At 46.4% G+C, this 12,402-nt stretch carries 8 protein-coding genes; 6 read left to right on the forward strand and 2 right to left on the reverse strand.

The features are described 5' to 3' along the window. Positions 1-91 precede the first annotated feature (91 nt). The 4 genes from AAJP47_RS06115 (at position 92) to AAJP47_RS06130 (ending at position 5,215) form a co-directional block, all read left to right on the forward strand. On the forward strand, positions 92-2,215 hold the full coding sequence (locus AAJP47_RS06115) for an acetyl/propionyl/methylcrotonyl-CoA carboxylase subunit alpha (protein ID WP_346717010.1): 2,124 nt from the start codon (positions 92-94) through the stop codon (positions 2,213-2,215). Between the two features lie 27 nt (positions 2,216-2,242). Next, positions 2,243-3,163: a hydroxymethylglutaryl-CoA lyase gene (locus AAJP47_RS06120; RefSeq protein ID WP_346717011.1), complete on the forward strand. Its 921-nt coding sequence runs from the start codon at positions 2,243-2,245 to the stop codon at positions 3,161-3,163. 218 nt (positions 3,164-3,381) lie between these two features. Beyond that, positions 3,382-4,569 (forward strand): isovaleryl-CoA dehydrogenase, encoded by a 1,188-nt coding sequence (locus AAJP47_RS06125; protein WP_346717012.1) that lies wholly within the window; start codon positions 3,382-3,384, stop codon positions 4,567-4,569. 184 nt (positions 4,570-4,753) lie between these two features. Continuing rightward, positions 4,754-5,215 carry a TonB family protein gene (locus AAJP47_RS06130; RefSeq protein ID WP_346717013.1) on the forward strand — a complete coding sequence of 154 codons (462 nt, stop codon included), beginning with the start codon at positions 4,754-4,756 and terminating at the stop codon, positions 5,213-5,215. Positions 5,216-5,292: 77 nt separating this feature from the next. On the opposite strand, the gene AAJP47_RS06135 is transcribed toward AAJP47_RS06130, so the two are convergent. Both AAJP47_RS06135 and AAJP47_RS06140 read right to left on the reverse strand, forming a co-directional pair. After that, positions 5,293-6,021 (reverse strand): pantothenate kinase, encoded by a 729-nt coding sequence (locus tag AAJP47_RS06135; protein WP_346717014.1) that lies wholly within the window; start codon positions 6,019-6,021, stop codon positions 5,293-5,295. A gap of 43 nt (positions 6,022-6,064) precedes the next feature. Continuing rightward, entirely contained in the window at positions 6,065-7,045 is a 981-nt protein-coding gene (locus AAJP47_RS06140) for a biotin--[acetyl-CoA-carboxylase] ligase (RefSeq protein WP_346717015.1), read from the reverse strand. A gap of 200 nt (positions 7,046-7,245) precedes the next feature. Between AAJP47_RS06140 and AAJP47_RS06145 the strand changes: the two genes are divergently transcribed. Beyond that, a complete protein-coding gene (locus AAJP47_RS06145) occupies positions 7,246-8,181 on the forward strand; it encodes a hypothetical protein (RefSeq protein ID WP_346717016.1) in 936 nt (311 codons plus the stop codon). Between the two features lie 72 nt (positions 8,182-8,253). Next, entirely contained in the window at positions 8,254-12,225 is a 3,972-nt protein-coding gene (locus AAJP47_RS06150; protein ID WP_346717017.1) for an AAA family ATPase, read from the forward strand. The last annotated feature ends 177 nt before the right edge of the window (positions 12,226-12,402 follow it).

Raw genomic sequence — 12,402 nt, forward strand, 5'->3', positions numbered from 1 at the left:
ATACTGTTTTAGATAAAACAGTCATACGCCACCATCAGGATTTGTTTTTATTATTGATAATGGATAAAAACGACAAGACACAGGGATCGTTATGTTTTCTAAAATTCTAATCGCCAACCGTGGTGAAATTGCTTGCCGTGTTGCAGCGACCGCCAAGCGTCTGGGTATCAATACCGTCGCTGTTTATTCTGATGCGGATCGCAGCGCCAAACATGTGGCGATTTGTGATGAAGCGATTTATTTGGGCGGCTCAGCACCCAAAGATAGCTATCTTAAAGCCGATGCTATCATTGCAATTGCTAAGGAAACAGGGGCGCAAGCCATTCACCCTGGTTATGGGTTTTTAAGTGAAAACGCGGATTTTGCGCAAGCTTGTCAGGATGCAGGTTTGGTGTTTATCGGGCCATCTGCCGATGCCATTCGAGCGATGGGCGGTAAGTCAGAATCCAAGCGTTTGATGCAAGCCGCTGGCGTGCCGTTAATACCGGGCTATCATGGTGACAACCAAGACGCAGCGTTTTTACGAGCGCAAGCGGATAGCATTGGCTATCCCGTCTTGATTAAAGCGAGCGCTGGGGGCGGCGGTAAAGGTATGCGTATCGTTGAGCAAAGCAGTGACTTTGTTGATCTATTAGACTCGTGCCGCCGTGAAGCGATTACCAGCTTTGGTAACGATCAAGTATTGATCGAAAAGTACGCCCTAAAACCACGTCACATCGAAATCCAAGTATTCGGCGATACACATGGCAACTACGTACATCTGTTTGAGCGTGATTGCTCCGTGCAGCGTCGCCATCAAAAAGTATTAGAAGAAGCGCCCGCACCCGGTGTCGATGATACGATGCGTCAAGCAATGGGTACAGCCGCCATCGAAGCGGCGCGTGCGGTCGATTATGTGGGAGCTGGCACGGTTGAATTCATCGTTGAGCAGCGCGCGGGCGCGATGAATTTTTATTTTATGGAGATGAATACGCGCTTACAAGTTGAGCATCCCGTCAGCGAAGCTATTACAGGTGTCGATTTGGTTGAGTGGCAATTGTTGGTGGCAGCAGGTCAGCCTTTGCCAAAAACGCAAAATGAGCTGACGATTAACGGTCATGCGATTGAGGCGCGTATCTGTGCTGAAAACCCTGACAATAACTTCTTGCCAGCGACGGGAACATTGTTCACTTATCAAAAGCCTGAGCACAGCACTTTTGTCATTGATAAAGATGGCGCAGACGTACGTATCGATGATGGCGTGCGCGAGGGTGATGTGATTAGTCCGTTCTACGATTCTATGATTGCCAAGCTCATCGTACATGCGCCCACACGCGCGCAAGCGTTGGCAAAGCTTGATCGCGCCTTGGCGCAGACGCGTATCGTGGGTTTGCCAAACAACGTGGCGTTTTTACGTCATATTCTAAATACCGACTCGTTCAGCGGGGCTAATCTGGATACCGCATTGATTGAACGCGAGCATGACGTACTTTTTGACCAGCATCCTGTGGGTTTATCAACATTGGTGGTGACAGCAATTGCTCAGCAACTAGCTGGTGAGGCCATGTCGCAAAAGACAAACAACGATCCATTTAGTAAAGCGACGGGCTTTCGTGCCTATAGTGATTATACCCGCGCATTTAGCTTAGTTTACGATGAGCAGGCTTATCACGCACGTATCAGCAACTGGCATAATGCAAATTGTTCTGACAGTAAAAAAGGCGCAAAAACGCTCAGTCATTTTGATCTTATCATTGAGAAAGCCAATGATGATAGCAATATAGATACTCAAACGATCAGTACAAAGGCGTCAAAAAACACCGTCTATGAAGGGCAGGTAAGCTATGACAGTCGGGATGCTAATACTCATACCTTGTGGTTAGATGGTGCTCGTATCAGTGCGCAAAGCTGGGTGAATAATGAGACGGTCTATGTGTTTACAGATGCTGGTCGTGATGAGATTGCCTTGATTGATATTATGGCGCATGTGGGGGAGGATACAGCAGCCGTTGGCAGCTTAAAATCACCCATGCCGGGGCAGGTGGTGGCTTTTAAAGTCACTGTTGGAGATACGGTCAAAAAAGGTGAACCGCTTGCCGTCATCGAAGCGATGAAAATCGAGCACACCATTACTGCGCCGACCGATGGCGTGGTAGCAGAGCTATTGTTTGCCGCGGGCGATGTGGTTGCTGATGGTGATGAGTTACTGCGTATTGACAGCGAAGCCAGTGAGTAATAAGCGTTAGTAAAAAGGATCATAAAAATGAGTATTTCGTACCCAGACCACGTTTCAATCGTCGATGTCAGTCCACGCGATGGCTTGCAAAACGAATCGATGACGGTGCCGACCGCGGTCAAACAAGCATTGATTAATGATTTGATTGACGCTGGTGTCAAAAAGCTTGAGGCGACCAGTTTTGTGTCGCCAAAGTGGGTGCCGCAAATGGGTGACAATAGCGCGTTACTTGAAGCGCTTGCACCCACGCGTCATTCAGAGGTTTGTTATTCGGTACTGGTGCCCAACATGCGCGGGTTTGATAATGCCATCCTCCACCGCCCAGACGAAATCGTTATCTTTGGCTCAGCCAGCGAAACCTTTAGCCAAAAGAACATCAATTGTAGTATCGATGAAAGCATTGAGCGTTTTGCGCCTGTTGCTGCTGCGGCAAAAGCCCAAGGCATCAAAGTACGCGGCGTCATCTCTTGCACAGTCGGCTGTCCTTATGAAGGCGAAATTGATCCGAGCCAAGTGGCGTATGTGACCAAGCGTTTGGTAGAGATTGGTTCAGAGCAAATTGGTATTGCCGATACCATCGGTGTTGGCACACCGCTCAAAGTGCAGCGAGCGCTACAAGCAGCGTTAGAGTATGCTGATATTGCCATGTTGTCAGGGCACTTTCATGATACTTACGGGCAAGCCTTGAGTAATACCTTGGCAGCGCTACAAATGGGCGTCAGCGAATTTGATACATCAGTGGCTGGGCTTGGCGGCTGTCCATACGCCAAAGGTGCCACGGGCAATGTCGCCACTGAAGATGTGGTGTACATGCTACATGGCATGGGAATTAGTACGGGAATTGATTTGGACAAATTGGTCGTGGCAGGCGAGCGTATTAGTGAATTTTTAGGTCGCACCAATGGCTCAAACGTGGCGCGTGCTTTAATTAATAAGCGCCAGTCTTAATTATAATTATTCTTAATTACATTTATTAGAAAAGATAGACAGTGCTGCTAGGATGAGTTTTCGCAGCCTCTGTCTGCGAAGGCACAGCCAGCAAGAAAAATTATCCTAGCAGTACGTCATAATAATTGTGCTTCTTTATTTACAATCGACTATAAAATAGCGCTAAATAAATAAGAATTCAAATTTCAAAGATGAAACATTAAAAACAAGGAATGGTTATGAGTTTACCCGGATTGAACTTTCAGCTTGGCGAAGATATTGACGCGTTACGTGACGTCGTCCAGCAGTTTGCCGCCAATGAGATTGCTCCGCGTGCGAGCGAGATTGATAGCAGTGATGAATTCCCAATGGACTTATGGCAAAAAATGGGCGAAATCGGTCTACACGGTATCACCGTCCCTGAAGAGTACGGCGGCTCTGATATGGGTTATGTCGCCCATATGGTCGCAATGGAAGAGATTAGCCGTGCCTCAGCCTCTGTGGCGTTGAGCTATGGCGCCCATTCTAATTTATGCATCAATCAGATCAAACGTAATGGCTCTGAGGCGCAAAAACAAAAATACTTGCCAAAGCTCATCAGCGGTGAGTTCATCGGAGCGCTGGCAATGAGTGAAACGGGCGCAGGCTCAGATGTGGTCAGTATGAAACTTAAAGCCGAAGAAAAAGGCGGACATTATGTGCTAAATGGCAGCAAAATGTGGATCACCAACGGCCCTGATGCCGATGTGATGGTGGTCTATGCTAAAACCAATCCTGAGCTTGGTGCTAAAGGCATGACCGCCTTTATCGTTGAAAAAGGTATGGAAGGCTTTGGTACGGCGCAAAAGCTCGACAAACTCGGTATGCGCGGTAGTCATACAGGTGAGATGACGTTTAACAATGTTGAAGTGCCTAAAGACAATATCTTGGGCGGTCTCAATGAAGGCGTTAAGGTGCTGATGAGCGGGCTAGACTATGAGCGTGCCGTATTGGCCGCAGGTCCAATTGGCATCATGCAAGCGGTCATGGACAATGTCGTGCCTTATATCCATGACCGTAAGCAATTTGGCCAAGCGATTGGTGAATTCCAGCTGATTCAAGGTAAAGTCGCCGACATGTATACCATACTGCAGGCAGGACGCAGCTTCTTATACACGGTAGGCAAAAACCTCGATATGCTGGATGCGCGTGGTGCCGGTCATAGCCGAGAAGTGCGTAAAGATTGTGCCAGCGTGATCCTATGGTGCGCTGAAAAAGCCACATGGATGGCAGGTGAGGGCATTCAAATCTTTGGTGGTAATGGCTATACCAATGAATATCCGCTTGGACGTTTTTGGCGTGATGCCAAGCTATATGAGATTGGCGCTGGCACCAGCGAGATTCGTCGTATGCTGGTCGGTCGTGAGCTGTTTAATGAGACTAAGTAGTATTAAAGTAAGACGGTCTTATTAGTGATTTCTTGAATGTGGTTCAACTATACTAGCTTAGAACAAGCGCTAGTTAATGATGAACAATTGTGCTAAGGTATGGTTTTATTTTTTGATTAACAATAATCGATTAATGAAGCCACTCCTTAGCCTTTTTTATAGCCATATTTATAAGATACCGCTTATGATGCCGACCGCACTTAAAATACGCTTAAAAATAAAACTTCGATTAACCATTGTTTCTGTGCTGACAAAAGCGCTACTTGTACTAAGTATATTTGCAGTACACTCAGCAAGTGCTGAGTTAGCAGACATGTCACCATCGCAACCCGTCATTCAGTTTGCAACTTCTGATGCGAAGTGGGTACATCAACCAAAGTTTGATAGTCGTCACATTCGTAACTTAGGGGGTAATTGTGATCCGGAAGAACCTTGCAAACTCAAACGTGTGGAAATGAAATTTCTATTAACTGTAAATCAGGAAGGTAAAGTTGCAAATATTACCGTATTGCAGAGTAGTGGCTCCGAGAAAATTGATAGTGAGTTTATAAGAGAACTGCGCCGAAGTCTTTTTAAACCATTTAGAAAAGATAGTAAAACAGTAGTAGGTAAAGTAACCATTCCAATAAGCTTTAAGTATTACTAAAGCTTAAACAACAAAAAAGCAGCACGCTCAAAACGTACTGCTTTTTTTATTTTCAATGTAAAAGTGTTTTTTGAGTATTAAGACTGCTTGGTATGATCAAAATACCGTGCCAGCCCATTTAATAATAAATCATCACGCAAGCGTACTGGACGATTGATGTGCTGAGCAATAATGGCTGCATCACCGCCCGTCATAATCAGCTCAAAGTTGGGATGACGATGGCTGATTTCATTGATCGCACCAACAATTGATAATAGGATTCCGCGATGGACAGCGTCTTGTGTGGTCATGCCTTGACCGACACTATCAAAGGTGCCATTAGAGATGGTGATTTGCTTGGTGCCTGAAAACAAGGATTCACGTTGTAGATAGATACTGGGGAAGATATAACCACCCAAATGCTCCGCATGATCGATCAAATCAATCGTCACAGCGGTGCCACAGCCAATAACGCATTGACGTTTTTTCTTATCAACCGCGCCCAGCATCTGTAACCAGCGATCACAGCCTAATTGTTTGTCATTATAGGTGCTTTTCATAAGCGTATGCGCGGCATCGACATGGACAAACTCAAACGGCGTGTTCAAACGACCCAAGGTGTCAGAGACCTTAAGATTAAGGTCATTGCCTAGCACAGAGGAGATACCAATAAAGTCGGGCGCATAACGCTCGAAGCGATCAGTCAGACCCATTAATAATTCGGCAGGTGCTTGCAGATGCTGCTTGGCATCGTGAGCGACTATCTGTCCGATGTCATCGGTCAGCCAGTATTTTAGGCGGGTGTTTCCAAGGTCAAGCCAGAGCATAAAAGTCCCTTTATATAGTGCTCGTCAATTCTTTTGTCTGAGCCTACTGAATAACGTCAACGCGTCCCGTAAAAAGCGCAGAAATCTTACCGTTATCTTGACGCAATTGCAAACATCCATGTGTATCGATACCGCAAGCAAGGCCCGTTACCACGTCCACTTTATTATTATAGTCCTGAGTGACACACAAGCGCAGACCGCTCAATGCGTCCATCGCATCAAACTGCTTTAAAAAGCTGTCTACATAATAGGTATGACCTGTGGGTACTTCTAACGCCAAATGCTCAAAGCGTGCCATTGCCGCCATCAGCGCTTTGCTCATTTGTTGATAAAGCACTCGCAAGCTTGGTAGAGGGGTAGCCTGTGCTTGTGGCGCTAATATTTTACAGATATCTTGTAAGCTGATGGCTTGATAACTCATGCCTTCGCAGGTTTGCACGGTGAGTGTGGGCGTGGTTTGTACGTTGAGACCCACGCCTATGACGATGCCAACCAATTTACCAGCTTGCGTGACCGGCTCGATTAAAATGCCCGCCAGTTTATGAAAGGGTCGCGTTTGTTCGACTCTTGTGTTTTCGTTGATAGCAGACGGATCTTGCAGCGCGCTTTTGGACGAGTTTGAACGCTGATAAAAGCCCAAGTCATTCGCCCATTTTATGCCAATAGGCGTTAGACTTTGCGCCTGCAATTGCTCGTTCAACATTTGGATGACAGGCATTTTTGCCAGCTCTACACCGATGATTAAGGACAGCAATCCGCTAATGGGCGTATGCACTGGGTGATATAACGACAGATAGACATTACCACGCGGCGATTGCCACGAGCGCCCATGCTGACCACGACCTGAGCGTTGAGTTTCAGCGGTCAATAGATGCATCTGAGTAGGATCTAACGTGCCAGCTTGTATGTCGCTGATGAGCTCGCTGTTGGTAGAACCACTGCTGACAAGATGGCGGTGATTGAGCTCGGGCAGATGGTTAAGGGTGAGTGACTCAGATTCAGATAAATGATTAATTGACGGCATAAATGTGGTCGATGTGATTGATTTAAGAGTGGTAGAGAATATAGAGTCAACAGCATAAAGGTCGGGTTATAATTTGGCAAATATAATTCATTGGTCTTATAGATAAGGCTCGTGATCAAAATGGCGTTTGCGGTTAGACACTATTGAGCGCAATCGGATTGTCATACAGACTAAACTATTAAATTGGAATGATTATTGGTATGAAGGCTGCAGAAAAGTATCGTCGTGTTTTTGGCTCAATTGAACATCTAAAAGAGCCATTGCCATGGACGACTGGTTTATCCAACATGGTGGAGTTTCTGGTATGGGAGCCGCAGCGTGTTATTGGTATTAGTAAAAAACAGTATGTAAGACAAATCATTGAATGGGCTACACTTCCTGAACTGGCAGGCAAAAGCTTAGAAGAAATGGAAAAAGATATTAGTAAAAAGCTGAATCAAAAAATGAGTGAGTCTGAGCAATTAGACCCTTATTCAAAGCAAACGATAGGTATCTGCAATGCTAGAGAAGCCGTACGTCGAGTAAAGTTTTTTTCTGAAGATTATCTGAACAAAGAGTTCGATATTTTTTTAAGTTTGTGTAGTGATAACTATCTAGATCAGCTTTATGGGCAATTTATAACCTTTGTTCAAGGTGGTTCATGGTCAACACACGGTAACAGCGGTATTTTTGAATTTAGTACAGAACTAAAAGTTATGTATATGGACAATTTAGCCTATAACCATCAAGCAAATATACTGGTTGCTAATGAGCTAAAGCTCAACGGTAAGAAAAACGCTGATCAAATTTTAAAGTACTGCTTGATGTATGAGTATTTATTAAAAAAAGGCTTTATTGATGAGGGCGCAAAATTTCTATTACTATTTATTGGCAATAGCACGTTAGAAAAAGACAAACAATCTCTTGTAAGTCAAGAAATTACAATGTGTCAAAGAAAACCTAAAAAGTATAAAAATCTGTTGAGAGAAGAGTTGCTGGAGATTGTTGCGCGTTCAGAGGTTATGAGCATGACTTGGGCGGATCTGGTCACGTTTAATAATCGCTATTTACAAGAAAATGACATCTGCCAAGTTGAACAAAAACTGCTCCAAGGATTCAATCAAGCGCTTCAATCGAAATCGTTTATGAACTTATAATTTTAACCCTAAAAACCTGCCACAATTTCAGGTAGAATAGCCGCCTGTTTTCGCTAAGTTCATTGATTATTCATGCGTTTAAAATCTCTTAAGCTGGCAGGCTTTAAATCCTTTGCCAATCCCACAACTTTCACCTTTCGCCATGGCATCACCGCCATTGTCGGGCCAAACGGCTGCGGCAAATCCAACGTGATTGATGCCATTCGCTGGGTGCTGGGCGAGACCTCTGCCAAGCAACTTCGCGGCGGGGCGATGAGCGATGTCATCTTTGCAGGGACGCAAGACAAAGCGGCCAAAAGCGTTGCCAGCGTTGAGCTAACCTTTGAGCACACACAAGATGAGCAGAATGGCATTCGCCATGAGTTCAATCTCTACCAAGAACTGTCCGTACGTCGTCAGGTAAATCTGGAGGGACGCTCGGATTATTTCATCAATGGTACGCGCTGTCGCCGCCGCGATGTGGTCGATGTGTTCTTAGGCACAGGGCTTGGCGCGCGCAGTTATGCGGTCATTGAGCAAGGGATGATTGGTCGCATCGTTGAGTCCAGTCCCATGCAGCTGCGCGAATTTATCGAAGAAGCGGCTGGCGTTTCGCGCTATCAAGCACGTCGTGAAGAGACGCAAAAAAAGTTAGAGAGAACCCAAGAAAACTTGGCACGTCTGCACGATATGCAAAGCGAGCTGGTACGCCAACAAAAAACCTTATCAAGGCAAGCGGCCAGTGCCCAGCGTTATGAAGAGCTGGCTTTGACATTAGCCGATATCAAACAGCAGCTCGCCATTCAACAGCTCTATCAAGCCAAACACAATCAACAGCAGCAAAAAATCGCTCATGAGCGTAGCGAAGCCGAAGTCGTAACCTTGCAAGCGCAATATGAGATGCTAAAGACCAAACAAGATAAGCTTGCCGCTCATATCAACCAAGAGCAATGGCTAAAAGATGAGGCGCAAAGTACGCATTATCAGCAGCAGCTTGCTTATCAAAAAACCGAACATCAATTAAGTGATGCCACCTCGCAGCTGACCGCTATCGAGCAGCAATTGGCCAGCTTAGATCAGCAGCGCAAGCAAGCAATAAGCGAGATGGATAGTTTAAAGGCCGAGCAATCTGAGCAGCAGAATGTATTAGATACATTACGCCCGCAGCTGGCTGAGCTGACAGAAAGACGCGACGCGCATCAGCGCAATGAGCAACCATTGCAGCGTGCGTGGCATGAGGCGCAAAACCAGTTAAACCGCTTGCAGGATCATGCGCGCGCGCTTGAACAGCAGCAAGCGATTAACGCCCAGTCGCAAAAACGCTACCAGCAAAGCCACGATAAATGGCAACGCCGTCAATCACATTGGCAGACTCTATGGCAGCAGTTGCAGCAGTCTGTGTCGCCTTCCGATAATACCGAATCGCCAGAGAAGTCAGATAGCCGAGTCTTAAATCAGACATTACAAGCGCAAGTTGCTGAGCTAAACCAACAATTGCAGCAGATTGAGCGGCAACAAGATAACGTCGATGAACGTTTGTCCGAGTTGCAACCGCAAGCGCATCATTTACAACAACGCCTACAAGTGCAGCAGCGCGAGTTAAGCGAGAACGAAAAACGCCATGCATTACTGGCAGGTGAGTACGACACGCTGCATCAAATATTGCACCCTAAGTCTGCACCGCAATCCCAGCAAAAAGCCATTGCAACGACTGAGACTGAGTCAACACATAACGCCGCTAGCGATTACAATGAACTGAACATTACAACGTTGCGTGAGCAGATTGAGCTGAGCGCAACAGGGCGAGAGTATGCCCCCTTGCTCGATGACGTCTTGGCATTGTGGTTAGACAGTCATGTTTTGACTACCCATAAAACCGATCAATCGAGTGTTAAAAGTGATAAAGACTATAGTGGCGATATTAGCGAGTCTCAACCAGCAAATAGCTTATGGCAAGCGCTCAAGCATGATGTGAGCGATTTATTGACATATCAAGCGGCGCAAAACCAGCTCACCAATACAAAAAATAAATCAGCAATAGAGACAGGCCATAGCTTGTGGTTATCAGCTACTAAGCACAATGAGGATAGCGAGCGTAAAGTAGATTCGTTCACTCATACTTTACCTGATACCTTGGTCGATAAAGTGTGGCCTTTATCTGAGCTAATTACACGGCCAACATTGGCGCTTTTTCAGCATTGTTATTTGTATGCTGCATCGGCTGAGGAATATGATAAGCAAACCCCAGACGTGCTTGCGGACGTGTTAAAAATACTACCCGCTTCCGCTATTTTGCTGACCACTGATGGTTGGTTGTTCAGTCGTCAAGGGACAATTAATCTTGGCAAATTTGCTGGTACGCAAAACGATCAAAGCAGTCAGTTTTTAACGCAACGTTTGCAGCAGCGTACCCGTCTGCAAGCATTAGAAGAGAAACTTGATGAGCTTGAAACAATTATACAAGATCAAAAAACTGCCCTCGCTAAAAACCAGCGCGACTACGATGCCCTGACAGTCAATGTCGAAGAAACGCGCGCTCAAATGGCGCAATTGACGCGTGATAAACATCAGTGTCAGCAAAAGCTCACGACCCAGCAGGCCAATGCCGAGCGCTTACAAGCGGACAGTCAACGTCTCACAAGCGACAAAGCCGCGCTTGAACAAGAGCAGCAAGAATTGGCGCAAGAGCAGCAAACGCTCAATCATGAGCAGCAGCATCTTCAAAGCGAGATGGCAGCGCTAACACCTAAAATAGCCGAGGCGCGAGTAATCAGTCAGCAATTGCAGGCTGAGCGCAGTGAGCTTAACCGCACGCGTCAAGCAAACGATGAGGCGTGGCAAGCATTACAGCTGCGTATTCAACAAAGCGAGATACGCTTGGAGCATAGCGTCAGCAGTCTTACTCGCGCAACTCAGCAATATGATAAATCGCTGCAAAGCGAACAAGATCTAACCGTCAGTCATGAGCAGCAGCAACGTAAACTGCCCGCCTTGCAAGCAGCATTACAAACCGCACAGCGCGCGCGAGATGAGCAGCAAGCCATAGTAGTAGAATGCGAAACAGCGCTAGCGGCGCTTAAACAAGATTATGCTGGGCAGCAAAGTCAGCTTGAGACACGACAAGACACGCTACAAAGCCAACAAAGCGCCCTTGCGCAGCACGCCACCGAACTGGCACTAAGCGCGGCGCGTTTGGAAGATGCCAGTCATCAGACGCAAGAAGCGCTAGCCGCTTATTATGCTGCAAGTAATAAGTATCAAGCACCGCCGAACTCACAACAGTCGCCGCAACAACAGGTGAGTGTCTCAAACTTACTGGCAGATTTTATTGCCCATGATCGCCGTGTGCGCCCCGATAAAATCGCTGAGCTTGAAAAAGAGCGGACAACGCTTGAGCAGCAATTGGGTAAAATTGGTGCAGTCAATCTGGCGGCAGTGGCAGAATTGGCAGAGGTCAACGAGCGCCTAGAGCCGCTTGAGCAACAAACGACAGACATCGCTGCCAGTATGGAAACCTTGACCCAAGCGATTGCATCGATTGATGAGACGACCAAAGCGCTGTTTATGCAAACGCTCGATGCCGTCAATCAGGAACTGTCCAATTTGTTTGCCAAAGTTTTTGGCGGTGGGCAAGCGAGTCTCACCTTAAACATCGATGACATGCCAGCCAATATCCCTGCGGACAAACACAAGTCAGAGCAGTGGCGGGCAGGTCTGACCTTGATGGCACAGCCAAAAGGCAAACGCAATAGCCGCCTTGCGGTGCTCTCAGGCGGTGAAAAAACCCTGACCGCCTTGAGTTTAATTTTTGCGATCTTTAAGCAGCATCCCGCCCCATTTTGTGTGCTCGATGAAGTCGATGCGCCACTTGATGATGCCAATGTCGCTCGCTTTACCAGTTTGATTCATGAATTGGCGGATGACTTGCAGTTTATTTTTATCAGTCATAATAAGCTGACGATGCAGATTGCCGATGAGCTAAAAGGAGTGACCATGCCAAGCGCTGGCATTTCTACCTTAGTCAGTGTCTCGCTCGACGAGGCCGAACGCTACATTTCTAAATAAAAGCAATAAATATAGTCAACCCAATAGAAAATAAATACAGTGCTGCCAACGACATATTCTCATAGCCTCTGTCTACAAAGTTACAGCAAGCAAGGAAGATTTAGCCATTTTTAGCCCATTTAGATGACTATCGCTTGAATTGAGGACATGCCTTAGTATCGACTATAGGGTAAAGGC

The sequence above is a fragment of the Psychrobacter halotolerans genome (genome assembly GCF_039680845.1).
GTDB lineage: Bacteria > Pseudomonadota > Gammaproteobacteria > Pseudomonadales > Moraxellaceae > Psychrobacter.

Excerpts from the sequence above, each read along its gene's own strand:
- AAJP47_RS06115 (WP_346717010.1), top strand. The coding sequence starts at position 92 with ATGTTTTCTAAAATTCTAATCGCCAACCGTGGTGAAATTGCTTGCCGT.
- AAJP47_RS06120 (WP_346717011.1), top strand. The coding sequence starts at position 2,243 with ATGAGTATTTCGTACCCAGACCACGTTTCAATCGTCGATGTCAGTCCA.
- AAJP47_RS06125 (WP_346717012.1), top strand. The coding sequence starts at position 3,382 with ATGAGTTTACCCGGATTGAACTTTCAGCTTGGCGAAGATATTGACGCG.
- AAJP47_RS06130 (WP_346717013.1), top strand. The coding sequence starts at position 4,754 with ATGATGCCGACCGCACTTAAAATACGCTTAAAAATAAAACTTCGATTA.
- AAJP47_RS06135 (WP_346717014.1), bottom strand. The coding sequence starts at position 6,021 with ATGCTCTGGCTTGACCTTGGAAACACCCGCCTAAAATACTGGCTGACC.
- AAJP47_RS06140 (WP_346717015.1), bottom strand. The coding sequence starts at position 7,045 with ATGCCGTCAATTAATCATTTATCTGAATCTGAGTCACTCACCCTTAAC.
- AAJP47_RS06145 (WP_346717016.1), top strand. The coding sequence starts at position 7,246 with ATGAAGGCTGCAGAAAAGTATCGTCGTGTTTTTGGCTCAATTGAACAT.
- AAJP47_RS06150 (WP_346717017.1), top strand. The coding sequence starts at position 8,254 with ATGCGTTTAAAATCTCTTAAGCTGGCAGGCTTTAAATCCTTTGCCAAT.